Annotated in this window: 24 protein-coding genes and 1 other annotated feature; of the genes, 6 read left to right on the top strand and 18 right to left on the bottom strand. The window is 53.5% G+C overall.

Going from position 1 to position 25,734, the window contains the following annotated elements:
- From thrB to yjjY, 5 genes are all read right to left on the bottom strand, one after another.
- Nucleotides 1–930 (bottom strand): homoserine kinase, encoded by a 930-nt coding sequence (gene thrB, locus JTI85_RS04510; protein ID WP_048212756.1) that lies wholly within the window; start codon nucleotides 928–930, stop codon nucleotides 1–3.
- Nucleotide 931: 1 nt separating this feature from the next.
- Complete coding sequence (gene thrA, locus JTI85_RS04505; RefSeq protein WP_219352175.1) at nucleotides 932–3,394, bottom strand: bifunctional aspartate kinase/homoserine dehydrogenase I; 2,463 nt, start codon at nucleotides 3,392–3,394, stop codon at nucleotides 932–934.
- A gap of 23 nt (nucleotides 3,395–3,417) precedes the next feature.
- Nucleotides 3,418–3,544, bottom strand: a sequence feature (Thr leader region).
- Entirely contained in the window at nucleotides 3,474–3,539 is a 66-nt protein-coding gene (gene thrL / locus JTI85_RS04500; protein WP_032337689.1) for a thr operon leader peptide, read from the bottom strand. (Overlaps the previous feature by 66 nt.)
- Nucleotides 3,545–3,750: 206 nt before the next feature.
- Nucleotides 3,751–4,437, bottom strand: a complete 687-nt coding sequence (locus JTI85_RS04495) for a tRNA/rRNA methyltransferase (protein WP_048212758.1) — start codon at nucleotides 4,435–4,437, stop codon at nucleotides 3,751–3,753.
- A gap of 399 nt (nucleotides 4,438–4,836) precedes the next feature.
- Nucleotides 4,837–4,977, bottom strand: a complete 141-nt coding sequence (gene yjjY, locus JTI85_RS04490; RefSeq protein ID WP_001541509.1) for a protein YjjY — start codon at nucleotides 4,975–4,977, stop codon at nucleotides 4,837–4,839.
- A 95-nt stretch (nucleotides 4,978–5,072) separates the two neighbouring features.
- On the opposite strand from yjjY, the gene arcA reads away from it, so the two are divergent.
- Nucleotides 5,073–5,789, top strand: coding sequence for a two-component system response regulator ArcA (gene arcA / locus JTI85_RS04485; RefSeq protein WP_001194359.1), 717 nt, complete (start codon nucleotides 5,073–5,075; stop codon nucleotides 5,787–5,789).
- A gap of 60 nt (nucleotides 5,790–5,849) precedes the next feature.
- On the opposite strand, the gene creD is transcribed toward arcA, so the two are convergent.
- The 4 genes from creD to creA are packed head-to-tail and all read right to left on the bottom strand — an operon-like array spanning nucleotide 5,850 to nucleotide 9,853.
- Nucleotides 5,850–7,196: a cell envelope integrity protein CreD gene (gene creD, locus JTI85_RS04480; protein WP_061067200.1), complete on the bottom strand. Its 1,347-nt coding sequence runs from the start codon at nucleotides 7,194–7,196 to the stop codon at nucleotides 5,850–5,852.
- Between the two features lie 57 nt (nucleotides 7,197–7,253).
- On the bottom strand, nucleotides 7,254–8,678 hold the full coding sequence (gene creC / locus JTI85_RS04475) for a two-component system sensor histidine kinase CreC (RefSeq protein WP_199982384.1): 1,425 nt from the start codon (nucleotides 8,676–8,678) through the stop codon (nucleotides 7,254–7,256).
- Nucleotides 8,678–9,367: a two-component system response regulator CreB gene (gene creB, locus JTI85_RS04470; protein WP_048212761.1), complete on the bottom strand. Its 690-nt coding sequence runs from the start codon at nucleotides 9,365–9,367 to the stop codon at nucleotides 8,678–8,680. The genes creC and creB overlap by 1 nt, the downstream gene beginning before the upstream one ends.
- Nucleotides 9,368–9,379: 12 nt before the next feature.
- Entirely contained in the window at nucleotides 9,380–9,853 is a 474-nt protein-coding gene (creA, locus tag JTI85_RS04465; RefSeq protein WP_048212762.1) for a protein CreA, read from the bottom strand.
- 211 nt (nucleotides 9,854–10,064) lie between these two features.
- Here creA and robA point away from each other — a divergent pair, with 211 nt between their 5' ends.
- Complete coding sequence (gene robA / locus JTI85_RS04460) at nucleotides 10,065–10,934, top strand: MDR efflux pump AcrAB transcriptional activator RobA (protein WP_115601016.1); 870 nt, start codon at nucleotides 10,065–10,067, stop codon at nucleotides 10,932–10,934.
- Here the strand turns inward: robA and gpmB are convergent.
- Nucleotides 10,931–11,578, bottom strand: a complete 648-nt coding sequence (gpmB, locus tag JTI85_RS04455) for a 2,3-diphosphoglycerate-dependent phosphoglycerate mutase GpmB (RefSeq protein ID WP_005123948.1) — start codon at nucleotides 11,576–11,578, stop codon at nucleotides 10,931–10,933. The two genes, robA and gpmB, sit on opposite strands and share 4 nt — an antisense overlap.
- 52 nt (nucleotides 11,579–11,630) lie before the next feature.
- Here gpmB and yjjX point away from each other — a divergent pair, with 52 nt between their 5' ends.
- A complete protein-coding gene (gene yjjX, locus JTI85_RS04450) occupies nucleotides 11,631–12,146 on the top strand; it encodes an inosine/xanthosine triphosphatase (protein ID WP_199982383.1) in 516 nt (171 codons plus the stop codon).
- Nucleotides 12,147–12,201: 55 nt separating this feature from the next.
- On the opposite strand, the gene trpR is transcribed toward yjjX, so the two are convergent.
- Both trpR and sltY read right to left on the bottom strand, forming a co-directional pair.
- Nucleotides 12,202–12,528 carry a trp operon repressor gene (trpR, locus tag JTI85_RS04445; protein WP_003837292.1) on the bottom strand — a complete coding sequence of 109 codons (327 nt, stop codon included), beginning with the start codon at nucleotides 12,526–12,528 and terminating at the stop codon, nucleotides 12,202–12,204.
- Between the two features lie 89 nt (nucleotides 12,529–12,617).
- Nucleotides 12,618–14,555: a murein transglycosylase gene (sltY, locus tag JTI85_RS04440; RefSeq protein WP_199982429.1), complete on the bottom strand. Its 1,938-nt coding sequence runs from the start codon at nucleotides 14,553–14,555 to the stop codon at nucleotides 12,618–12,620.
- Between the two features lie 331 nt (nucleotides 14,556–14,886).
- Between sltY and ettA the strand changes: the two genes are divergently transcribed.
- The gene (gene ettA / locus JTI85_RS04435) at nucleotides 14,887–16,554 is read left to right on the top strand and encodes an energy-dependent translational throttle protein EttA (protein ID WP_061067197.1); all 1,668 of its coding nucleotides are present in this window, start codon (nucleotides 14,887–14,889) and stop codon (nucleotides 16,552–16,554) included.
- Between the two features lie 99 nt (nucleotides 16,555–16,653).
- On the opposite strand, the gene nadR is transcribed toward ettA, so the two are convergent.
- The 3 genes from nadR to serB all read right to left on the bottom strand — a co-directional run bounded on the left by nadR (nucleotide 16,654) and on the right by serB (nucleotide 20,311).
- Complete coding sequence (gene nadR, locus JTI85_RS04430) at nucleotides 16,654–17,883, bottom strand: multifunctional transcriptional regulator/nicotinamide-nucleotide adenylyltransferase/ribosylnicotinamide kinase NadR (protein ID WP_048212766.1); 1,230 nt, start codon at nucleotides 17,881–17,883, stop codon at nucleotides 16,654–16,656.
- A 65-nt stretch (nucleotides 17,884–17,948) separates the two neighbouring features.
- On the bottom strand, nucleotides 17,949–19,331 hold the full coding sequence (gene radA, locus JTI85_RS04425) for a DNA repair protein RadA (RefSeq protein WP_001728171.1): 1,383 nt from the start codon (nucleotides 19,329–19,331) through the stop codon (nucleotides 17,949–17,951).
- An 11-nt stretch (nucleotides 19,332–19,342) separates the two neighbouring features.
- Nucleotides 19,343–20,311 carry a phosphoserine phosphatase gene (gene serB, locus JTI85_RS04420; RefSeq protein ID WP_101741335.1) on the bottom strand — a complete coding sequence of 323 codons (969 nt, stop codon included), beginning with the start codon at nucleotides 20,309–20,311 and terminating at the stop codon, nucleotides 19,343–19,345.
- 116 nt (nucleotides 20,312–20,427) lie between these two features.
- Here serB and JTI85_RS04415 point away from each other — a divergent pair, with 116 nt between their 5' ends.
- Nucleotides 20,428–21,069, top strand: coding sequence for a YtjB family periplasmic protein (locus tag JTI85_RS04415; protein ID WP_219352174.1), 642 nt, complete (start codon nucleotides 20,428–20,430; stop codon nucleotides 21,067–21,069).
- Between the two features lie 21 nt (nucleotides 21,070–21,090).
- Nucleotides 21,091–22,107, top strand: coding sequence for a lipoate--protein ligase LplA (lplA, locus tag JTI85_RS04410; protein WP_048212769.1), 1,017 nt, complete (start codon nucleotides 21,091–21,093; stop codon nucleotides 22,105–22,107).
- A gap of 95 nt (nucleotides 22,108–22,202) precedes the next feature.
- Here lplA and deoD read toward each other — a convergent pair whose 3' ends face one another.
- The 3 genes from deoD to deoA all read right to left on the bottom strand — a co-directional run bounded on the left by deoD (nucleotide 22,203) and on the right by deoA (nucleotide 25,723).
- Complete coding sequence (gene deoD, locus JTI85_RS04405; protein ID WP_000224864.1) at nucleotides 22,203–22,922, bottom strand: purine-nucleoside phosphorylase; 720 nt, start codon at nucleotides 22,920–22,922, stop codon at nucleotides 22,203–22,205.
- 203 nt (nucleotides 22,923–23,125) lie between these two features.
- Nucleotides 23,126–24,349 (bottom strand): phosphopentomutase, encoded by a 1,224-nt coding sequence (gene deoB, locus JTI85_RS04400; RefSeq protein ID WP_003019037.1) that lies wholly within the window; start codon nucleotides 24,347–24,349, stop codon nucleotides 23,126–23,128.
- Nucleotides 24,350–24,400: 51 nt separating this feature from the next.
- Nucleotides 24,401–25,723 carry a thymidine phosphorylase gene (deoA, locus tag JTI85_RS04395; protein ID WP_199986256.1) on the bottom strand — a complete coding sequence of 441 codons (1,323 nt, stop codon included), beginning with the start codon at nucleotides 25,721–25,723 and terminating at the stop codon, nucleotides 24,401–24,403.
- Nucleotides 25,724–25,734: the final 11 nt, after the last annotated feature.

The raw sequence follows: 25,734 nt of genomic DNA, 5'->3' as shown, positions 1-25,734 counted from the left end.
TTATCCCAGTACCCGTGCGCCCGCCGTGTCCAGCCGGCAAATATGAACAAAGCCTTCCTGATTTTGCAGGTAATTTTTACCCAGCCAGTCTGCTACGCGCTGTGCCGTATCCGGCTTATCGCATAAGGCGAACAGCGTCGGCCCCGAGCCGGAGATGCCGCTGGCCAGCGCGCCGATTTCCGCTACCGCCTGACGCGCCTGGCTAAAGCCAGGCAGCAAGCGGGTACGGTACGGCTCAGCAATGACGTCCTTCATCAGCTTCGCGGCAAGCCCAGGCTGACGGGAATAGCAGGCATGGATAAATCCAGCCAGATGTCGCCCGTGGGCAATACAGTCCTGACGACGATATTGCGCAGGTAAAATCGCCCGCGCTTCCGCTGTGGAAACTTTAATACCTGGATATGCCAGCACCCACAGCCACTCATCAAAGCCTGGCACCTGCTGGCTGATAATGCCGTTTTCTTCGATCATTAGCTGCATGCCGCCCAAAAAGCACGGGGCGACATTATCGTAGTGAATACTGCCGGAGATACGCCCTTCCAGTTCACCCATAATCGCCAACAGTCGCGTATCGTTGAGCGGTTTACCGCAGTACTCATTCATCGCGACCAGCGCCGCCACAACGGAACAGGCGCTGGAGCCTAACCCGGAGCCAATCGGCATATTTTTTTCCAGCGTCATCGCCACCGGAACGTTTTTACCCAACTCCTGACAGAAACGCTCCCAGCACTGGTAGACGATATTTTCTCGCGGCTCAGACGGCAGCTTGTTAGCAAAACGCCCGAGATTGTTCAGGCTGAACTGGTCAGCCGTCTCAACCGAGACCACGTCACCCAACAGTGAACCATCTACGGGGGTTACCGCCGCGCCAAGCACATCGAACCCGACGCTCATATTGGCACTGGAAGCCGGGGCATAAACTCTCACCATGTCAGACTCCTAACTTCCATGAAAGGGTGCGTAACAGGTCGGCGAATACGCCCGCAGCCGTCACGTCGTTACCCGCACCATATCCACGCAGCACCAGCGGTAGCGGCTGATAATAGTGGCTGTAAAACGCCAGCGCGTTTTCACCGTTTTTCACTTTGAACAGCGGATCGTTGCCGTCTACTGCCTCTATTTTCACGCGACAGACGCCGTCTTCTTCAATATTGCCAACATAGCGCAATACTTTACCCTCATCACGGGCTTTCGCCACGCGCGCGGCAAACTCGTCATCCAGCTGCGGCAATTTCGTCATAAACGCGGAAACATCACCGGAATCATCAAACTCTTTTGGCAGGACCGGCTCAATAACAATGTCAGAAAGCTCCAGCTCACGACCGGTTTCACGGGCGAGGATCAGCAGCTTACGCGCTACGTCCATACCGGAAAGATCGTCACGCGGGTCAGGTTCGGTGTAACCCATCTCACGCGCCATGCTGGTGGCTTGCGAGAAGCTCATTCCTTCATCCAGCTTGCCGAAAATAAACGACAGCGAGCCGGAAAGAATACCGGAGAAACGCTGCAATTCATCACCTGCGCTGAGTAGATTTTGCAGGTTTTCAATAACCGGCAAGCCCGCGCCCACGTTGGTATCGTAGAGGAATTTACGGCGGGACTTCGCCGCTGCAAAACGCAGCTGATGGTAGTAATCCATCGACGAGGTGTTGGCCTTTTTGTTCGGCGTAACCACATGGAAGCCTTCGCGCAGGAAATCAGCATATTGATCCGCCACCGCCTGGCTTGACGTACAGTCGACGATCACCGGATTAAGCAGATGATATTCTTTTACCAGACGAATTAAGCGCCCAAGGTTGAATGGCTCTTTCGCGCTTTCCAGCTCCGCCTGCCAGTTTTCCAGATTCAAACCATGGACGTTGGTCAGCAGAGCCTTCGAATTCGCCACGCCGCACACGCGCAGATCGATATGCTTCTTTTTAAGCCAGCTTTGCTGGCGCTTGAGCTGCTCAAGCAGTGCTGAACCCACCCCGCCTACGCCAATGACAAAGACTTCAATCACCTGGTCGGTGTTGAACAGCATCTGATGGGTGACGCGTACGCCAGTGGTTGCATCGTCGTTATTCACCACCACCGAAATAGAACGCTCAGACGAGCCTTGCGCGATGGCCACGATATTGATGTTGGCGCGGGCCAGCGCAGCAAAGAATTTCGCCGAGATGCCGCGCAGCGTGCGCATGCCATCACCAACCACTGAGATGATCGCCAGACGCTCAGTCACCGCCAGCGGCTCCAGCAGGCCTTCTTTCAGTTCGAGATAGAATTCATCCTGCATCGCGCGTTGCGCACGCGCGCAGTCGCCCTGCGGAACGCAGAAGCTGATGCTGTATTCAGAAGAGGATTGCGTGATCAGCACCACCGAGATACCCGCACGCGACATCGCGGCAAAAACGCGCGCCGCCATGCCCACCATGCCTTTCATTCCCGGGCCGGAGACGCTAAACATCGCCATGTTATTAAGGTTAGAAATACCTTTCACCGGCAAATCGTCTTCATCACTGCTGGCGCCGATCAACGTGCCCGGCGCTTGTGGATTGCCGGTATTTTTAATCAGGCACGGGATCTGGAACTGAGCAATTGGGGTAATGGTGCGCGGATGCAGAACTTTGGCGCCGAAGTAAGAAAGCTCCATCGCTTCCTGATAAGACATCGACTTCAGCAATCGGGCGTCGGGTACCTGGCGCGGATCGCAAGTATATACGCCGTCAACATCGGTCCAGATCTCACAACAGTCCGCGCGTAAACAGGCGGCCAGTACGGCGGCAGAGTAGTCGGAGCCATTGCGCCCCAACACCACCAACTCACCTTTTTCATTCCCGGCAGTAAAGCCTGCCATCAAAATCATGTGGTCCGCAGGAATACGACTGGCGGCAATGCGGCGCGTAGATTCGGCGATATCAACGGTAGATTCGAGGTAATGGCCTACCGCCAGCAATTTCTCGACCGGATCGATAACGGTAACGTGGTGCCCGCGCGCCTCCAGCAGGCCAGCCATGATAGCGATCGACATTTTTTCGCCACGGCAAATAAGCGCGGCATTGATGCTGTCCGGGCACTGTCCCAGCAGGCTGATACCGTGCAGGACATGTTTAATTTGGGCAAATTCTTGTTCAACGAAGGCTTTGAGCGGAGCCAGCGGAAAACCCGGCTGCGCGGCGGCGAGACCAACCAAAAGCTCTGAGAAAATACGTTCGGCGTCACTGATATTGGCTAAAGCGTCCTGGCCACCGATGGTCTTCTCAATCATCGCCACCAGATGGTTGGTAATTTTTGCGGGGGCAGAGAGCACGGTCGCGACCTGCCCCTGCCTGGCATTGCTTTCCAGAATATCGGCAACTCGCAGAAAGCGCTCTGCATTTGCCACTGATGTACCGCCGAACTTCAACACTCGCATGGTTTACCTCGTTGCCTTTGGTCGAAAAAAAAGCCCGCACTGTTTAGGTGCGGGCTTTTTCTTGTGTTTCCTGTACGCGTCAGCCCGCACCGTTACCTGTGGTAATGGTGATGGTTGTTGTAATGGTGATGCTGATGCGTTTCATGATGTTGTGTGCTCTGTAATTATTTATGACCTGTCTTGTATTCTTTTAGGGTTAAAGTATCTGCTGACCTAAGTCAATAAATTTTTAAATTGATCACATTCCGAAACTTGTTCACGAGCGACTGCTTGCCCTTTTATTTTCAACCAATACAGCGTGCGCACCCCACTTGAAGTCAGAATCAAACACTAAAAAATAAAACAAAGAAGAAATTTTATTTTGTAATATTTTTTTCGATATCATGTAAAAAACGGTGCAACATTGCCGTGTCTCGCTGCTCTAACAGACCCATTCGCTGTTGCAGCCAGTCCGTCAGCTTAATGTCGTCAGAAACGTTCAGCGTGGCTAATAAACGCAAAACACGTTCGCGCAATGCCTGTAGCTGATGCTCATCCGTCACCTCAATGTTTCTGGCCGGTTGTTGTATTAAACCTGCTAATTGATAGCAATACACCATCACCGCCTGCCCCAAATTGAGTGATGGATAGTCAGCCACCATAGGTACACCGGTGAGTACATCCGCCAGAGCCAATTCTTCGTTGGTCAACCCCGAATCTTCACGACCAAAAACCAGCGCGGCGTGATCCATCCACGTTGATTTTTCCTGCAACAGGGGAACCAATTCGACCGGCGTGGCGTAATAATGAAACTTCGCCCGGCTGCGCGCCGTGGTGGCGACGGTAAAATCCACGTCGTGAAGCGCCTCCGCTAATGTTGGAAAAACGTTAATATTATCAATAATATCACCCGAGCCATGCGCAACCCATCGCGTCGCAGGCGCCAGATGAGCCTCGCTATCAACGATCCGCATTTGTGTGAATCCCATGGTTTTCATAGCACGAGCTGCCGCGCCAATATTTTCGGCTCTGGCGGGAGCAACCAGAATAATTGTTAAACGCATTTTGATACTCTTTTTGACCGGCCTGCAGATAATTATGTGATGTGCATCAACATATTACGCAGCGCGAATTTACATATTTTTAACAGAAATCACTGAAAAAGCATTTTACATTCAGTAAAAAATGCTAAACTATTTCCTGCATGTACTATTGCTTTTTATGTTAACAGAAGTTGCATATCCTTCTGTTTATCCATGATAATTTGATTTAGAATGGTTCTCATAGATTGGATTCATTACATTTATTAATTAGCGCGTGCAACTAGTTGTAATATTGCAATTTTGTGATGAAAGCTATCATTTAGATACGTTGATTTCATCAAACTGTTAACGTGCTACAATTGAACTTGATATATGTCAACGAAGCGTAGTTTTATTGGGTGTCCGGTACGTCTTAGCCTGTTATGTTGCTGTTAAAATGGTTAGGATGACAGCCGTTTTTGACACTGTCGGGTCCAGAGGGAAAGTGCCCACGACCAAGCTAATGATGTTGTTGACGTTGATGGAAAGTGCATCAAGAACGCAATTACGTACTTTAGTCATGTTACGCCGATCATGTTAATTTACGACATGCATCAGGCAGGTCAGGGACTTTTGTACTTCCTGTTTCGATTTAGTTGGCAATTTAGGTAGCAAACATGCAGACCCCGCACATTCTTATCGTTGAAGACGAGTTAGTAACACGTAACACGTTGAAAAGCATTTTCGAAGCGGAAGGCTATGATGTATTCGAGGCGACAGATGGCGCGGAAATGCATCAGATCCTCTCTGAATATGACATCAACCTTGTGATTATGGATATCAATCTGCCAGGTAAAAATGGTCTTCTGTTAGCGCGTGAACTTCGCGAACAAGCTAACGTTGCACTGATGTTCCTGACGGGCCGTGATAACGAAGTCGATAAAATTCTCGGCCTCGAAATCGGCGCTGACGATTACATCACCAAGCCGTTTAACCCACGCGAACTGACTATCCGTGCTCGTAACCTGCTGTCCCGCACCATGAATCTGGGCACAGTGAGCGAAGAGCGTCGTAGCGTCGAAAGCTACAAGTTCAATGGTTGGGAGCTGGACATCAATAGCCGCTCTCTGATTGGCCCTGACGGCGAGCAGTATAAACTGCCACGTAGCGAATTCCGTGCCATGCTTCACTTCTGCGAGAATCCGGGCAAGATCCAGTCTCGCGCAGAACTGCTGAAAAAAATGACCGGCCGCGAACTGAAGCCGCATGACCGTACCGTTGACGTAACAATCCGCCGTATTCGTAAGCATTTCGAATCCACGCCGGATACACCAGAAATCATCGCTACCATTCACGGTGAAGGCTACCGTTTCTGCGGCGATCTGCAGGATTAATGTCATCCTGACTGGTATAAAAACGGCGCTTTATGCGCCGTTTTTCATTCTACTACGCCCCTATTTCCACAACCGTAATTCATCGTCCTCAGTTGCGTTCTCCTTTTTGGGCTTTGGCTGTGCAAGCCGGTGCCAGTCAAGATGACGCGTCAGGAACATCACCCCACAAAGCGCCAGTAACAGCACGCCCGTTCCCAGCAGTAACGCGCTGTCCTGCGAACGCAACAGTACCCACATCACGCCATCCAGTCCCAGCAATGCTGCGGTAAAAAACAGACTGTTACGCCATCCCTGTAGTATCGCCTGTAAATACACGCCGTTCATCAGCGCGCCTACCAGGCTTGCCGTAATCCACGCCGCAGTAAAACCCACATGCTCCGACAGCGCCAACAACAGCAAATAGAACATCACCAGTGATAATCCCACCAACAGATATTGCATCGGGTGCAGACGCAGACTGGTCATACTCTCGAGCACAAAGAAAGACATGAAAGTCAGTGTAATCAATAAAATGGCATACTTTGTCGCCCGATCTGTCAGTTGATACTGATCCGCAGGCGTAGCCACAGCAACGCTAAACGCAGGCATGCCCTGCCAGCCAATCTTCTCATCGCCGAAGCGTTCTCCCAGATTATTCGCGAACCAGCTACTTTGCCATTGCGCCTTAAACCCTGACTCACTGATTTCACGCTTAGCCGGAAGAAAATCGCCGAGAAAGTTAGGGTGTGGCCAGTTGCTGGTCACAGTCATTTCGCTATTACGACCAACCGGGACGACAGAAAAATCACCGGTTCCACTCAGATTAAGCGACAACACGACACTGAGATTTTTTTCCGCCCAGCCGGCATCCGGTAGCGGAATGTGGATCCCCTGAGCACGGCCATCCAGCCCAGTACCGGGTTCGACCGCCAGCGATGTTCCATTAATCTGCGAAGCCTTCACGACGCCAATCCCGCGCGCGTCGCCCACGCCAACCACAATAAACGGTTTACCGACGCTGACATTGGGATGGTTTAAATCGCTCAGCCGTTCGGCGTTAAACTCAGCCTTCACCGATAAATCGTTGTGCCAGACCTGTCCTTCATAAATACCTATCTTCCGCGCTTCAACGTTCTGGTTACCCTCAACAACCAGCGATTCCGGCAACCAGAAGTGGATGTAGCTGCGCTTTCGCTGGATCTGTTTGTCACCTTCCAGCTCGGTATACAGTTCCGTCACCGGGACGGCAATCAGCGGGCCTACCACCTTTTGCGGCCCACTGGTGCTCTGTCGAATAGCATCTTCTACCTCACTACGGTAGTCCGACCGCTCAACAATAATCTGCCTGATCATCGTCAGTGGAATTAACAGCAGCAGCATAGCGCCACCTAAGGTGACTATTTTCCAAAACAGGGGGGATTTAAACATAGCGTTCTCCTTTGCGATATCAGCAAGGTAGAACAGCTATGTGCGGGGAATTTGAAGTTATGTGAAGTGACGGTGAAGTGTAAACGAGGCCTGCGCCCCGCCTTCTGGTCGGTTGCATAACGTCACGTCACCTCGATGCAATCGCGCAACCTCACTGACAAACGCCAGCCCCAGCCCACTACTCTTATGCCCATTCTCACGGGGCAGCGAGTAGAAGCGTTCAAAAATACGCGGCAACGCAAAGTCAGGTATGCCACTACCGTTATCACTGACCTGTATTGTGACGCGGTCCTCCTGCGAATGCGCGCTCAATACAATTGTCCCGTTCTCCAGCGTAAAATCGATGGCGTTATCCAGCAGATTACCCAACGCTTGCTCCAACAGTGCGGCATCGGCGGCAACCGTCAGCGATGAAGGTACAACGGTAAGCGTGATATTTTTTGCCGCCAGCTGCACACTACGCGCCTCTTTAAGCTGGGTAAAAAGCGCACCTACCGCCACCGGCGTCAACGTAATGTCCTGTCGATTCTCCAGTCGTGCCTGGCGTAGCAAAGTTTCGACCAGCGCCTGCATGCGCGCATTCTGCGTCAGAATATTATCGGTGAAACGCGCAACCACGTTCGGCGGCGGCCCTTCGCGCAAAATCTCAGCCGCACCGCGGATCGCCGCCAACGGGCTTTTTAACTCATGCGTCAACGCATAGACGTACTGCTCAATATAATTCTTGCCCTCCAGCTTCAGACGCATACTTTCCAGCGCCTGCGCCAACTTGCGTAGCTCACTGCTACCAAGATCAGGAAGCGCAACGGGGCGATCCTCAGTGACAGAATCAGCATAGCGTGCCAGCCGCGCGATAGACCGGTTTATCCACCATACCATCCCAAAGCCAATCACTAAGGCGATCCCCAGTAACACGGCGCTGGCCCACAGCATCCGCCGCTCACTGCGTTTAATCACTGGCGTCATTGCCGCATTCGGTTTACCAACGCTCAGCACCCCGATAATACGTCCGCCGTCAACAATCGGTGCGGCAACATACATCACCGAACTTTCCGGATCGGCCGTGTTCTGTGGCGTACTTCGTGCGCCATACTGCCCACGCAGCGTTAACCATACGTCGTTCCAGCGAGAATAATCTTCGCCGACGGCCTGGTTGGCGGAATCAAATACCACCTTGCCCTGCACGTCCGTCATGTAGACGTGATACTCATTGCGCACTTTGTTAATGCCACTGATATTGGCGCGAAAAGGACGATCGTGCAGTTGCGAAAAGGCCTGTGCCAGCCTGCCATGGGAAGGAGAGCCAGACAGCAAATCATCACGCGCCAGCGCGGCCAGCAGCGTAGCGGTATCAATCAGCGTCCCTTCCGTCGCACGACGAACGCCGGGCTTAATCTCCTGTACAAAGATAGACAGAACGAACCAGGCGGCGACGGCAACAATCAGAAAATAGCCGAGCAGCAAACGCATGCCAATGCGCATCAGACGCTCCTCAGGCTGTATCCCATACCGCGATGCGTATTGATGGGGGAAAGCTCGGGGTTGATGGCCCGCAGCTTGGCGCGCAACGTTTTGATGTGGGTATCAACCGTTCGGTCAAAGGTATCCTGGGCATCGGCCCAGACTAAATCCATTAACTGTTGGCGTGAGTAGACGCGTCCCGGCGACAACAGTAATGTCTTCAGCAACAAGAATTCATAGCGCGTCAGATTTAACGGCATCCCAAACCAGGTAATCTGTGCGGCAAGCTCATTGAGCTCAAAATCCCCACAGCGCGTCGCCGGTGAAGGCGTGGAGAATTTTCTCACCCGCCGCAGCAATGTACGCACGCGGGCGCACACTTCACGCGGAGAGAAGGGTTTCGCCACATAATCATCCGCACCAATTTCCAGCCCCAGCAGGCGATCGACTTCATCGCTACGCGCAGTCAGAAAGAGGATCGGTAATGCCGGATGGCGTTCCAGCAATCGTCGGCACAGTTCAAAACCGCTGATATCCGGGAGTCCGACATCCAGAATGATCGCATCCGGACATCTCTGGCGTGATTTTTCCAGCACGGGCAATCCACGCTCAAAAGCTTCAACGCTAAAACCTTCCTGCTGCAGCATGTAGATAAGCGTATCCGCAATCCCCTGCTCGTCCTCAACCAACCAGATCAGCGCCTGTTGCATTTTGCCTGCCTGTTATCGCTGCCACGGCATGATAGGTACCGCGCTGATAGCATTTTTGGGCGATCCATCAACCACCTTATCTGAATAGGCCAGATAGGCCAGCGCATTACGTTTTGCATCATAAAAACGCACGACCTGTAAGGATTTAAACACCAGCGATGTACGTTTCTTAAAGACCACCTCGCCCTGGGCTTTGCCGTTTTTAATTCTGTCGCTCAGCTCCACCGGCCCCACCTGCTGACAGGAGATAGCCGCGTCGGAAGTATCTTCAGCCAAACCCAGTCCACCTTTAATTCCACCAGTTTTGGCGCGGCTAACGTAGCAGGTCACATTGGTGACATCAGGATCATCAAATGCCTCGACCACAATTTTATGATCCGGTCCAAACATTTTGAACACGGTATCGACAGATCCAATCTGCTCCGCATGGGCAACCTGCGCCATCATCAGCAGAATTGAGGAAATGACTAAGCTCTTATATTTCATATTGTTACCATTTTTAAAAGTTACTCTGTGCAATTATTCGACATTCTAAGATAAAACGTATATAGATCACAGGATTACAATAATCACGCTTTCGTATGTCCGAAAAAAGCATTTATGAGCAAAAAAAACACTGAATGCTAAAACAGCAAAAAATGCTATTATCCTCATACCTGACGTCAGGTACTCGTTGTTGAAAGGATGAGGATATTTTATGGATCAGGCTGGCATTATTCGCGACCTCTTAATCTGGCTGGAAGGCCATCTGGATCAGCCTTTGTCGCTTGACAATGTGGCGGCAAAAGCAGGCTATTCCAAGTGGCATCTGCAGAGAATGTTCAAGGACGTGACGGGCCATGCTATTGGCGCCTATATCCGCGCCCGCCGTTTATCGAAGTCCGCAGTGGCACTACGCCTGACTGCGCGTCCGATTCTGGACATCGCCCTGCAGTATCGCTTTGACTCTCAACAAACCTTTACCCGCGCGTTCAAGAAACAGTTTTCTCAGACGCCTGCGCTGTATCGTCGTTCGCCGGAATGGAGCGCTTTCGGTATTCGCCCGCCGATGCGACTGGGTGAATTTGCTATGCCTGCGCATGAGTTTGTCACGCTTGAAGATACGCAACTGCTTGGCACTACGCAAAGCTATTCCTGCTCGCTGGAACAGATTTCAGATTTCCGTCATGAAATGCGGATCCAGTTCTGGCGCGACTTCCTTGCTCAGGCTCCTGCGATCCCGCAGGTTCTGTATGGACTCAATGAAACGCGCCCCAGCATTGAGAAAGATGACGAACAGGAAGTGTTTTATACCACCGCGCTCACACCAGAGCAGGCCAACGGATACGTGCAGTCGGCGCAACCCATCCTGTTACAGGGCGGCGAATATGTGATGTTTACCTATGAGGGTCTGGGGACGGGCGTGCAGGAGTTTATCCTGACGGTTTACGGCACCTGCATGCCGATGCTGAACCTGACGCGCCGTAAAGGGCAGGATATCGAGCGATACTACCCGGCAGAAGATGCCAAAGCGGGAGATCGCCCTATTAACCTGCGCTGCGAATTCCTGATTCCGATTCGCCGCTAGCGCTGCAGTTCATCCAACGCAGGGGCGTCCAGATGAGAGATGTCCCCTGCCGTTTCAACTACCCATCCCGGTGCCAGCCATAAACTTTCCTGGTAATCGACACGAGAAATAGAGCAGTTGCGCAGACGCAGGCGACGTTCAGCCCATGCCGGTAATCCCAGAATCGTACTCACCAGGCAACCCAGCGCGATACCATGACTGACCAGCAGCGGTCGACTCCCCGGCGGCAGTTCCAGACAGGATGCCAGCGCCGCGTTAACGCGATCGCTCAGTTCCTGCATCGATTCCCCTTCAGGAATACGGCCATCCACCGTACCGTTCACCAACTGACGACGCCAGCCCTCTTCCTCCGGCGTCAGCGTATCAATATGACGTTGCTCCAGCACGCCCATATTCAGTTCACGCAGACGTGAGTCATAGGTGATATCACAGCCGCAGGCCTGGGCGATGATTTCTGCGGTGCGTCGTGTACGACCTAAATCGCTACTGATGACATGCGTAATACCAAACGAGCGGGCGCGTTCACCCACCTGCATGGCTTGCTGCTCACCTTTAGCGGTCAGTGGGCTGTCTGACTGGCCTTGAATACGTCGCTCGGCGTTCCACTGCGTTTCGCCATGGCGAACAAGGTATACCTGTAACATGCTTTTTTTCCGTTATACTGCGATGCGATGAATTTTCAAACTGAGCTTAATTATGCACAAGGTTATCTCTGCGACCACCAATCCTGCCAAAATTCAGGCAATTCTGCGGGCATTTGAAGAGATTTTCGGGGAAGGATCCTGCCATATTGAACCCGTCGCCGTCGAGAGTGGCGTGCCGGAACAACCTTTCGGAAACCAGGAAACGCGCACTGGCGCACGAAATCGCGTTGATAACGCGCGTCGTCTGCACCCGCAGGCTGATTTCTGGGTCGCTATTGAAGCGGGAATTGACGATGACGCCACCTTCAGTTGGGTGGTAATTGATAACGGCGTCCAGCGCGGCGAAGCCCGTTCAGCCACGTTGCCATTGCCTGCTGTCATTCTCGACAGAGTCCGCAAAGGTGAAGCACTCGGCCCGGTGATGTCGGACTATACAGGTATTGATGAAATTGGCCGTAAAGAGGGTGCAATCGGCGTCTTTACCGCGGGTAAGCTGACGCGCTCGAGCGTTTACCACCAGGCGGTGATTCTGGCTCTCAGCCCGTTTCATAACGCGGTGTATTTATAGCATTGTGCCGGATGTTCAATCGTAGGCCGGATAAGGCAAAGCCGCATCCGGCGGATCAATTTTTCCCGAGCAACACCTGTTCCAGCCACTGACGCAGATCCACCGGTGCGGATTTGAGGCTATTCGACCCTCGCGTAATAGTAGCAATCCCCGCCCCGAGCTCGTTTTTAAGCTCACGCTGGCTCATCTCACCGCGCAGCAGCTCTTCAATGATACGCACACGCGTGCCCAACGCTTCACGCTCATCCGGCGTTAACATCAAATTGAGCAGTGGCAGGTGTAAATCTTGTTCGTAGGCGTGTTTAAGCAGATCGACAAAACGTAACCACTCCTGGTGACGTTGTTCTGCCATCTCTGCTGAATAGGGTGATTGCTGAGTCATAAGTTATCGCCATCGTTGCGGGGGGAAGCGTGCTTGCTTCCCCCTTTGTACTCTTTAACGAGTACGATAGCATAACACAATCGACACGATCAGTAACGACGTTGCCATTCTGCGTCGCTCATCAACTCCGGTTTATCGCCGAGAAAATAGCGATAGTACGCATCGTATGCCAGCACGTTCTTCACATATCCTCGCGTTTCCGAGAACGGAATACTTTCGACAAACGCCACGGCATCAATACGACCTGCGCTATTGCCAAGCCAGGTGCGAACGCGTCCCGGGCCGGCGTTATAGGCTGCTGACGCAAAGATGCGGTTATTGCCAAATTGCTGATACACGTACTGCAAATAGCTGGTTCCGATGTTGATGTTGGTATCAGGATCCAATAGCTGGCTCGGACTGCTGTAACCTGGAATCGAGAACATTTTCACCGTATGCGTCGCCGTACCCGGCATAATCTGCATCAGCCCACTGGCGCCTACCGGCGATTTAACTTTCGGGTTCCAGGCGCTTTCCTGACGCGCTATCGCCATCGCATAGCTTGGCGGAATATCTTTGCCGCTGGTGTAACGGGTAAAAAGATCTTTATAGGCCAACGGGAAGCGCTCTTCCAGATGATCCCACAGCTTTCCGGCGATCGTCGCCTGAACGCTTAGATCCCACCAGTGATTGTTGAACGCGTAACGCGCCAGTTGTGCCTGTTCAGACTTCGTGCGGCTGGTAACCAGATTCGCCCACTCACTGCGTGCGGTATTGTCCATGTTCCAGTACATCAGTTCACGAACACGCGCCATTTCTGGTCCCTGAGTTAGCGCAGAGTCAACGTTGTCCGGTGCTTTATCCACTTTCAGCGCGTACTCTTCTCCCAGGCGCTGTGCCGCCACCATCGGATAGAAACCGCGCTGCTGCATGAGTTGGTGCAGGATCTCTTTCGCTTCATCATTGCGTCCGCGCTCCAGCAGCAGATCCGCCTGCCAGTAGCGCCATTCATCTTTTTCTTTGGCTTCCATTGGCAAACGCGCCAGCCAGGTATTCAGGCCACGACGATCACCGGTTCCCAGCGACATGCGCACCCGGCGCTCCACAAGCGAGGTGGAGTTGGAGCGCATAATCGCATCATCACGCCATTTGGCCTGCTCGTCGGTAACGTCATTGCCCATCAGACGCCAGGCGACAATGTCGCGCAGCTCCTGGGTTTGCTCGTCATTAAGCTGTTGCGCCTGCACCAGGGAAGGGATCATCAGGCGGGCGTTTTCCACATCCTGACGCGCCACGCTGGCAAAGGCGACCGCCGCCATCTGCCGGGTGAAATCCGTTGCGCCAGTGGTGCGAGCAAAGGTCATTACCGAATTCGGATCGTTGGCCAGCGCGATGATCGCAGAGGCAATGGTTTGGTATTGCGCGGGCATCTGTCCGGCCAGCGCCGTCACCAGACCGGTATTCCCGGCTTTCATCGCCAGACGAATACGCTCCAGATACGCCAGCGGATCCTGAGTACCGGAAGCGCGCCATACGCCAAATAATTTGTCACAAGCGTTCGGCTGGCTTTTGCCGGTTAACCACAGTTCTTTTGCACCCTGCCAGGCCTCTTCAGTTTGTCCGGTGCTCCATTTCGCATAGTAGTAGTTACATTGCGCTTCGGTGGTGCCAGGCTTATCCGGGCTGAACGCCAGCAGTCCACGCCAGTCTTCGCGGCGCGCCAGTTCGTTCACGAAACGCGATTGCAGAGTACGCGCTGGCGGCAGCGTCGGGTTGGCGCGCACAAAATTGGTGACGGTAATGGTGGGCTGATTCATCAGATCGTCAGTGATCTGGCGATATTCCAGATAAGGATACAGAGGATAGTTCTTCAGCCCGGGCATCATCTGCTCTACGACGTCCATTTGTCGGTTATCCCAGGCTTGCTTAATTTGCGCATAGCGATTGCGCTGCTCATCCAGGGAATCGGCTCGCGCCACTTGACTGACCGTCAGCAGACATACGCTGGCCGCCAGCAGGCGCCAGGTAAATTGTTTGGCTTTGTCCACAAGCTCTTCCTCTTGTCGTTTACGTCTGTGCAGCATCATGCCGCTTAATTCATTCATGCTAACCAGACATTGCAGAATGTGCCACGTCACGGACACTTTTTTACTTTTGTTGCGAGTGAGATCTGCTGGCTGGGATTGGGCAATGAAAAAGGCTACACTTCGCCTTTGATAACTATTTACCAATAATTAGCCCTAAATAATTCAAGTTGCAGCAAGGCGGCGAGGGAGTGAATCCCCTGAGCGTACAAAAGTACGTGACTGGGGTGAACGACACAGCCAACGCATCTGCGGCTTGAAGTATGACGGGATAAACATTAGAGGCGAGTCCAACGTGGCCCAATTCGTTTATACCATGCATCGTGTCGGCAAAGTCGTTCCGCCGAAACGTCATATTCTTAAAAACATCTCACTGAGCTTCTTCCCTGGCGCCAAAATCGGTGTACTCGGTCTGAACGGCGCGGGTAAATCTACCCTGCTGCGCATCATGGCCGGCATTGATACCGATATCGAAGGCGAAGCTCGCCCACAGCCTGGCATTAAAATCGGTTACCTGCCGCAGGAACCGAAACTAAACCCGGAACATACCGTTCGCGAATCCGTTGAAGAAGCGGTTGCCGAAGTGGTTAACGCGCTGAAAGGTCTGGATGAAGTGTACGCCAAGTACGCCGAACCGGACGCTGACTTCGATAAGCTGGCCGCGCAACAGGGCAAGTTTGAAGAGATCATTCAGGCGCACGACGGTCATAACCTGAACGTGCAGCTTGAGCGTGCCGCTGATGCCCTGCGTCTGCCGGACTGGGATGCCAAAATTGAGAAGCTTTCCGGTGGTGAACGCCGCCGCGTCGCGCTGTGCCGCCTGCTGCTGGAAAAACCAGACATGCTGCTGCTCGACGAACCGACTAACCACCTGGACGCCGAATCCGTGGCGTGGCTGGAACGCTTCCTGCATGACTTCGAAGGCACCGTGGTGGCCATTACCCACGACCGGTACTTCCTCGACAACGTAGCGGGTTGGATTCTGGAGCTTGACCGCGGTGAAGGTATTCCGTGGGAAGGCAACTACTCCTCCTGGCTGGAGCAGAAAGATCAGCGTCTGGCCCAGGAGGCCTCTCAGGAAGCGGCTCGCCGTAAATCCATTGAGAAAGAGCTGGAGTGGGTACGCCAGGGCGCGAAAGGCCGTCAGTCTAAGGGCAAAGCCCGTCTGGCGCGCTTTGAAGAACTCAACAATACCGAATACCAGAAACGTAACGAAACCAACGAACTGTTTATTCCACCAGGACCTCGTCTGGGCGATAAAGTCGTTGAAGTCACCAATCTGCGTAAATCCTACGGCGATCGCGTACTGATTGACGACCTGAGCTTCTCGGTACCGAAAGGCGCTATCGTCGGCATTATCGGTCCGAATGGCGCGGGTAAATCGACCCTGTTCCGCATGATGTCCGGTCAGGAACAGCCTGATAGCGGCACCATTGAGCTGGGTGAAACCGTGAAGCTGGCGTCTGTTGACCAGTTCCGTGATGCCATGGACAACAGCAAAACCGTGTGGGAAGAAGTGTCCGGCGGGCTGGATATCATGAAGATCGGCAACACCGAGATGCCAAGCCGCGCCTACGTAGGCCGCTTTAACTTCAAAGGGGTGGATCAGGGCAAACGCGTCGGCGAGCTGTCCGGTGGTGAGCGTGGCCGTCTGCACCTGGCGAAGCTGCTGCAGGTTGGCGGTAATATGCTGCTGCTCGATGAACCAACCAACGACCTGGATATCGAAACCCTGCGCGCGCTGGAAAACGCCCTGCTGGAGTTCCCGGGCTGCGCGATGGTTATCTCGCACGACCGTTGGTTCCTTGACCGTATCGCGACCCACATTCTGGATTACCAGGATGAGGGTAAGGTTGAGTTCTTCGAAGGTAACTTTACCGAATACGAAGAGTACAAGAAACGCACGCTGGGCGCGGATGCACTGGAGCCGAAGCGTATTAAGTACAAGCGTATTGCTAAGTAATTACCGTTAAGCGCCGGATGGCGGCGTGACGCCTTATCTGGTCTACGAGGTTAGTGCGACTTGTAGGCCGGATAAGCGCAGCGCCATCCGGCATGTAAACTATCTCTGTTCGCCCATCAACTCTTTCACCAGCTCCACGCAGCGCAGGAAGCGACCATCGTAGTCCGGCTCCTGAACGTGCACAAAATCGATGTTGTTTTCCTGTAACATCTCCACCAGCAGCGTCTGAAACGCTTTTCTGTCAACCGAGCTGCCAAGGCTGCGCAAACCATCTGCCACCCACGGGGTGTTGTTTTCCAGCAGGATAACCAGGTCAAAACGATACTCGTCAATCAGCGCCTGCACAAACGGGTGTTCACGCCCTTCGTACTTTTTGCAGAAGGCCTGAGTGGTCACGAAATCGGTGTCGATGAACGCCACTTTATTGGCATACTTAACAGCAAAATCAATGTATTGCGCTTGTCCCAGCGCAATTTTATCGTAGTCCGAGTACTGCAACGCCATCTCATCGCCGCCCAAATGGGAGAAGACGTAATCACGCCCATATTCCCACGCACTGGTGGTGTTAAAGATGTTGGCGAGCTTGTTCACCAGCGTCGATTTACCGCTCGACTCCCCGCCGAGGATCGCCACGGTGCGCACGAAAAACGGCTTCACTTCGGTGGGAATATACTCCCAGTAGCGAAACGGGTTCTCACGGATTTGCCCGCCGCTGATGCTCATAAACGTCCGCTTGGGATCCACCAGCACGGTTTCGATCCCCAGATGTTCGAGATACTGCGGGGCATCTGATTCTTCAGAGGTGTAGATCCAGTTTGGCTGGATCCCTTTCTCCTGCATGAACGTTTTTATTCCGTTGCTCCACACGTCCCAACCATGTGGATACGGCTCCATGCCCTCTTCGTTGAAGGCATGAATACGGATATTTTTCTGATATTTAAAGGTTTGCAGCAGCCAGCGTAGACGATCGGGCACCGTAGGCTGTTGCGACATAGCACTGTCTTCAAACAGGCTACGATCGCGCGTGTCGTCATAGCCCATGATGATATGCAGTTCATCAACCTGACTACAGGCGCGCTGGATAAGATAGATATGGCCGGTATGCAGCGGATAAAACTTACCGAATACCACACCGATATTTTTCTGCTGGCGCGGAAACTCCAGCCCGAGAAAACGGTGCAACGCCTCCAGCTTTTGCGCGCTGGGGCTTTTAATTTTGGCATTCAGAAGCTGGCTCAGATATCCCTTGGTCATGCCACTGGCATCCGCCACCTGTTGCAGGGTACAGCCCTTTTGCTTAATGGCGGTTTTCAGATAATCAAATGACACAAGAGCCTCCTGCTGTAAAAATAAACGTAATACCCAATGCCGTCGGAAAGACGGCGGGTATTTGATTATAGGTCGTCAAACACGCTTAACGCATCTGCAAGCTTCTTAACGCCAAAGACCTGCATCCCTTCCGGCACTTTTTTCGGAACGTTAGCGGCAGGAACAATCGCCCGGCGAAAGCCGTGCTTCGCAGCTTCCGAAATACGCTCCTGCCCGCTGGGTACCGGACGGATTTCGCCTGCCAACCCCACTTCGCCAAAGACCACTAAATCCTGTGGCAGCGGTCTGTCGCGCAGGCTGGAGACCATTGCCAACAGCAGTGCCAGGTCGGCGCTGGTTTCGGTAACCTTTACGCCGCCGACCACGTTGACGAACACGTCCTGATCCGCCATCTGTAAGCCGCCATGACGATGTAACACCGCCAGCAGAATCGCCAAACGGTTTTGTTCCAGACCGACCGCCACGCGACGCGGATTCGCCATCATTGAGTGATCGACCAGCGCCTGAATCTCTACCAACAGTGGGCGCGTGCCTTCCCAAACCACCATCACCGAACTACCGGAAGTGACTTCATCGCCACGGCTTAAGAAGATTGCAGACGGGTTGCTGACTTCGCGCAGCCCCTGCTCGGTCATGGCAAAGACGCCCAGCTCATTCACCGCGCCAAAGCGGTTTTTGTGGCTACGCAGAGTGCGGAAACGAGAATCAGCGTCACCGTCGAGCAACACCGAGCAGTCAATACAGTGCTCCAGCACCTTCGGCCCGGCCAATGAGCCATCTTTGGTGACGTGGCCGACCATCACAATCGCTACGCCGCGCGTTTTGGCAAAACGCGTCAGGTAAGCCGCAGTTTCACGCACCTGCGCCACGCTGCCCGGCGAAGACTGAATGTCCGCCATATGCATCACCTGAATGGAGTCGATCACCATCAGTTTCGGCTGTTCTTCTTCAGCAATCAGGCAAATTTGTTCGATACTGGTTTCCGACAGCATGTTCAGGTTCGCCGTCGGCAGGCCAAGTCGATGCGCGCGCATCGCCACCTGTTGCAGCGACTCTTCGCCAGTGACGTACAGGGTTTTCATCTGCTCAGCGAGCCTGCACAGCGTTTGTAGCAGCAGCGTTGATTTCCCCGCGCCGGGGTTACCGCCAATCAGAATAGCGCTGCCAGGCACCACACCGCCGCCGAGCACGCGGTCAAACTCTTTAAATCCGGTAGAAAAACGCGGCAGTTCCTCAAGGCTGATGTCAGAAAGCTTCTGCACTTTTGCGACGCCCGCATTTCCGGCGTAGCCGCTGAGTCGCTCGTTGCGCGCCACCGTTGGCGACGCGGCAAGGCGCACCTCGGTTATGGTGTTCCAGGCCTGACAGGCGCTGCATTGCCCCTGCCAGCGCGGGTAATCGGCCCCGCATTCATTACAAACAAAGGCGCGTTTAGGAGCTTTTGCCACGTTTTACCTCATTATTTCTGATTCATGCTGCCAGAGAGAATGCAGAACACGCCCATCAGGTCAGCGTGACGGATAGTAATCTCCGTCTTTTCATTCACTTTGGGTTTCGCATGATACGCAATGCCCAGCCCGGCCGTTTTGATCATCGGCAGATCGTTGGCACCGTCGCCGATCGCCACCGTCTGCGCCATCGGGATCTCATATTCTTGCGCCAGGCGGGTCAGAGTACTGGCTTTGTACTGCGCATCGACGATATCGCCGATCACGTTGCCAGTGAATTTACCGTCCATGATCTCCAGCTCATTCGCTACAGCTGCCGTCAGGCGCAGCTTGTTACGCAGATAATCGGCAAAGAAAGTAAACCCGCCAGAAGCGATAGCCACTTTCCAGCCAAGCGTTTCCAGTTTTAACACCAGTTGCGTCAGGCCTGGCATCAGCGGCAATGTTTCGCGCACCTGGTGCAGAATATTGGCATCAGCACCCTTCAGCGTCGCCACGCGGCTGCGCAGGCTGGCGGTAAAATCCAGCTCGCCGCGCATCGCGCGTTCGGTGACTTCAGCAACCATTTCGCCGGTTCCGGCCAGTTTAGCAATTTCATCAATGCATTCGATCTGGATAGCCGTTGAATCCATATCCATCACCAGTAAACCCGGCGTGCGCAGATGCGGAATTTTACCTAATGGGGCAACATCCAGTTTGGCGTCATGCGCCAGTTTTGTCGCTCTCGGCGTTAACGAGCCCGCCAGACGAATCACCTGATAATCCTCAACGCACCAGGCGGCTACGATCACCATCGCCGCACCCAGTTTGCTCTGGTATTGCGTTAAACGTTGTTTATCCAGCCCACGACCATACAGCAGCCAGCCACTGCGGCCCGCGTGGTAATCCAGCGGCATGACTTCATCACCGCTTAAAGAAAGGGGCAGACCTGGCCACAGAGAGACATCTTCAGGTAGATCGCACCAGGTAATGTTAGGCATTAAAGCTCCTGTAAAATCGTTCGGGTCGGAATCATCCAGCGGAAAATAACGCATGAGGCTACCCTGTAACCAGCGCTTCTGGCAACATTAAGCCTCAAATTTTCAGCAGGTGGAATATGGCTCGCGCAAAACTGAAATTCCGACTTCATCGTGCAGTGATTGTATTGTTCTGTCTCGCGTTGCTTGTCGCCCTGATGCAGGGTGCATCCTGGTTTAGTCAAAGCCACCAGCAGCAACGTAATCCGCAGTTGGAAGAACTGGCGCGTACACTGACCCGCCAGGTCACCTTAAACATCGCGCCGCTGATGCGCACCGAAACACCGGATGAAAAGCGCATCAAAGCCGTACTCACGCAGTTAACGGAAAGTAGCCGTATTCTGGATGCGGGCGTGTACGATGAACAGGGCGATCTGATTACCCGCACTGGTGAGAGTGTCGATGTCCGTGACCGGCTGGCGCTCGATGGCAAAAAAGCCGGGGGCTATTTTAATCAGCAAATCGTTGAGCCCATTCAGGGGAGAAACGGCCCGCTGGGTTATCTGCGCCTGACACTCGACACCCACACGCTTGCCACCGAAGCGAAGCAGGTAGACAACACCACCAACATCTTACGCCTGATGCTGCTTCTGTCACTGGCTATTGGTGTAGTCCTCACACGTACATTATTGCAAGGCAAGCGTACCCGCTGGCAGCAATCCCCTTTCCTGCTGACCGCCAACAAACCGGTGCAGGAAGAAGACAACGAGAAAAAAGAGTAATTCAAAGAAAGGAAATCGACCATGACCACACTACGCCTGCTTATCTCAGACTCTTACGATCCGTGGTTTAACCTGGCGGTTGAAGAGTGCATTTTTCGCCAGATGCCCGCCACGCAGCGCGTCCTGTTCTTGTGGCGTAACGCCGATACGGTGGTGATTGGCCGGGCGCAAAACCCGTGGAAAGAGTGTAATACCCGCCGGATGGAGGAAGACAACGTGCGGCTCGCCCGTCGCAGCAGCGGCGGCGGCGCGGTGTTCCATGACTTAGGTAATACCTGCTTTACCTTTATGGCCGGTAAACCGGAATACGACAAAACCATCTCCACGGCAATAGTCCTCAATGCGCTGAATACGCTGGGCGTAGAAGCTGATGCCTCCGGGCGTAACGATCTGGTGGTGAAAACGCCGGATGGCGATCGTAAAGTCTCTGGTTCTGCTTATCGTGAAACGAAAGACCGCGGATTCCACCACGGCACGCTATTGCTGAATGCCGATCTCAGCCGCCTGGCAAACTATCTCAATCCCGATAAAAAGAAACTTGCCGCTAAAGGCATCACTTCGGTTCGCTCGCGCGTGGCGAATTTGACCGAGCTGTTACCGGGCATCACTCATCAACAGGTCTGTCAGGCCATCACGGAAGCCTTTTTCGCCCACTACGGCGAACGCGTAGAAGCCGAGGTAATCTCCCCAGACAAAGCGCCGGATCTGCCGAACTTCGCCGAAACCTTTGCCCGCCAGAGCAGTTGGGAGTGGAACTTTGGTCAGGCGCCGGCCTTCTCGCACCTGTTGGATGAGCGTTTCACCTGGGGCGGCGTTGAGCTGCATTTCGACGTTGAAAAAGGCGTGATTACCCGCACCCAGGTCTACACCGATAGCCTCAATCCCGCGCCGCTGGAAGCGCTGGCGGGTCGTCTGCAAGGATGCTTGTATCGTGCGGATATGCTGCAACAAGAGTGCGAGGCGCTTCTGGTTGATTTCCCGGAGCAAGAAAAAGAGTTACGCGAGCTGTCGGCATGGATTGCCGGAGCGGTGCGTTAAGCACTGGCCTGAAATTGCCGGATGGCGGCTGCGCCTTATCCGGCCTACATACTGCTGTAGGCCCGGTAAGCATAGCGCCACCGGGCACAAACAACTTACTCTTTATCGCCCAGCAGAACGGATTCCAGTGCGATTTTGATCATGTCGTTGAAGGTCGTCTGACGTTCAGCGGCAGTGGTCTGCTCGTGAGTACGGATATGGTCGGATACAGTGCAGATGGTCAGCGCTTTCGCACCAAATTCAGCCGCAACGCCGTAGATGCCCGCTGCTTCCATTTCCACGCCCAGCACGCCGTATTTTTCCATCACGTCGAACATTTCACCGTCCGGAGAGTAGAACAGATCAGCGGAGAACAGGTTACCCACGCGCGCGTCTACGCCCAGCGCTTTTGCTGCATCAACGGCGTTACGCACCATGTCGAAGTCAGCGATAGCAGCGAAATCATGATCTTTAAAGCGGATACGGTTAACTTTGGAGTCGGTGCAGGCCCCCATACCGATAACCACGTCACGCAGTTTGACGTCCATACGCACGGCGCCACAGGAGCCTACGCGAATGATTTTCTTCACGCCGAAATCGGTGATCAGCTCTTTGGTATAGATGGAGCAGGACGGGATACCCATACCGTGGCCCATTACGGAAATCTTACGGCCTTTGTAGGTACCGGTGAAGCCTAACATGCCGCGAACGTTGTTCACTTCACGAACATCTTCGAGGAAAGTTTCAGCAATATGTTTCGCACGCAGCGGGTCGCCCGGCATCAATACGACGTCAGCGAAATCACCCATTTCTGCATTAATATGTGGAGTTGCCATTTTTTATCCTTATTTCGTTGTTATTGCCTGATGGCGGCTACACCTATCAGGCCTACAAAACGTATGCAAAACAGTGAAATACCCTAAGGATTTCGCGTTGTAGGAAGGCGACGAATTCGTGAATCCCCGGGAGCATAGATTAACTATGTGACCGGGGTGAGCGAATGAAGTCAACGCATCTACAGCGCGAAAGACAACGGGTATTACAGCATGTTTTTACCGTAGTCCATCGGCGACGTACCAAAGTAGCTCGCCAGCGTCTGGCCGATATCCGCGAAGGTTTCACGGTGACCTAAAGAACCTGGTTTCACTTTCGGGCCGTAAACCAGTACCGGAATGTGTTCACGGGTGTGGTCAGTCCCGGTCCAGCTCGGGTCGCAGCCGTGGTCAGCGGTCAGGATCAGAATGTCATCTTCCCCCACCAGCTCCATCAGCTCAGGCAGACGGCGGTCGAACAGTTCCAGACCTGCGGCATAACCGGCGATATCGCGACGGTGACCCCAGGAAGAGTCGAAATCAACGAAGTTGGTGAAGACGATGGTCTTATCACCGGCTTCTTTCATCTCTTTGATGGTGGCGTCAAACAGCGCGTCCAGACCGGTGGCTTTCACTTTTTTGGTGATGCCGCAGTTCGCATAGATATCCGCGATTTTACCCACGGAAACCACGTGGCCGTCTTTCTCGTCGACCAGTTTCTGCAGCACGGTCGGTGCTGGCGGCTCAACGGCCAGATCGTGACGGTTACCGGTACGCTGGAAGTTACCGGCTTTATCACCGATAAACGGACGCGCGATAACACGACCGATGTTGTAACCACCTTCGGTCAGTTCCTCACGAGCGATTTCGCACAGTTCGTAGAGTTTATCCAGGCCAAAAGTCTCTTCGTGACAGGCAATCTGGAACACGGAGTCAGCGGAGGTATAGAAAATCGGCTTGCCGGTTTTCATATGCTCTTCACCCAACTGATCCAGAATCACGGTACCGGAAGAGTGGCAGTTACCGAGGTAGCCCGGCAGGTTGGCACGTTTTACCAGTTTATCCAGCAGTTCCTGCGGGAAGCTGTTTTCATGATCGGAGAAGTAACCCCAGTCAAACAGAACCGGTACACCGGCGATTTCCCAGTGGCCAGACGGTGTGTCTTTCCCGGAAGAGAGTTCATGCGCCCAGGCGTAAGCACCAATCACTTCCGCATTACCGTCCATGCCGGCAGCAATTTTACCAGTAGAACCTTCGTGAGCTTTCACCAGGCCCAGACGGGTCAGGTTAGGCAGATTCAGTGGGCCTTTGCGACCATTGTCAGCTTCACCTTTCGCACAGGCTTCTGCAATGTGTCCCATAGTGTCTGAGCCTACGTCGCCAAAGCGATCCGCATCTTCAGTCGCACCAATACCAAAGGAGTCCAGCACCATAATAAATGCACGTTTCATCTTGTTCTCCATACATCTGCGCCGCAAAAAAGCGATCAGATCAGTATACAGTTATTCGGTTATACGACGATAGACTGTCGGTGTAATTTCTGGCGCTTTATCGTCAAGGCTAATTGCCGCTTTGACCGCTTTCGCCGCTTCCTGCCAGCTGGCTTCGTCTTTGGCGTGGATCACCGCCAGCGGACGCTGTCCGTCTACGCTGTCGCCCAGACGCGCCATGTCGCTAAAGCCAACGCTGTAATCAATGGTGTCCGAGGCCTGACGACGACCGCCGCCCATGGAAACGACCGCCATCCCCAGCGCACGGGTATCCATCGCGCTGACAAAACCTTCGGTATCAGCATATACCGCTTTGCTGAGCATTGCCGTCGGCAGGTACTTCGCATAATTTTCGACGAAATCGGTCGGGCCTTTCTGCGCCGCAACCATGCGACCAAAAATCTCTGCCGCTTTACCGTTATCCAGCACCGCCTGCAATTTCGCACGGGCTTCGGCGTCATCTTTCGCCAGCTTGCCGGAGATCAGCATTTCCACGCACAGCGCCATAGTGACGTCTAACAGACGTGGATTGCGGTATTCACTGGTCAGGAACTGCACAGCCTCGCGAACTTCTACCGCGTTACCTGCGCTGGAGGCCAACACCTGGTTCATATCAGTTAACAGCGCGGTGGTACGTACACCCGCACCGTTTGCCACGCCGACAATCGCTTCGGCAAGGGCTTCAGAGAGCTCGTAGGTCGGCATAAAGGCACCGCTGCCCACTTTCACATCCATCACCAGCGCATCCAGCCCTTCCGCCAGCTTTTTCGCCAGGATGGAACCGGTAATCAGCGGGATGGAATCCACCGTCGCAGTAATATCGCGGGTGGCATAAAAACGTTTATCCGCCGGTGCGAGCGAGCTGGTTTGCCCAATAATCGCCACACCCACGTCTTTAATAATTTCACGGAAACGGGCGTCGTCCGGGAAGATGTCAAATCCTGGAATCGCTTCCAGTTTATCGAGCGTACCGCCGGTATGCCCCAGGCCACGCCCGGAGATCATCGGAATATAGCCGCCGCACGCAGCAACCATCGGGCCTAACATCAGTGACGTTACGTCACCTACGCCGCCGGTAGAGTGTTTATCCACAATCGGGCCGTTCAGTTGCAAGCTTTTCCAGTCCAGCACGGTTCCTGAATCACGCATTGCCATGGTCAGCGAAACACGCTCAGGCATTGTCATATCGTGGAAAAAAATGGTCATCGCCAGGGCGGCGATTTGCCCTTCAGAGATGGTATTGTCGCGAATGCCATTGATAAAAAAACGAATTTCTTCATCGCTCAGCGCATGACCATCACGTTTTTTACGAATAATTTCTTGTGCGAGAAACACGGTAACCCCCG

This window comes from Citrobacter sp. Colony219, from assembly GCF_019382635.1.
Taxonomy (GTDB): Bacteria; Pseudomonadota; Gammaproteobacteria; order Enterobacterales; family Enterobacteriaceae; genus Citrobacter; species Citrobacter youngae.
This window is presented reverse-complemented; position numbering and strand designations above follow the sequence as displayed.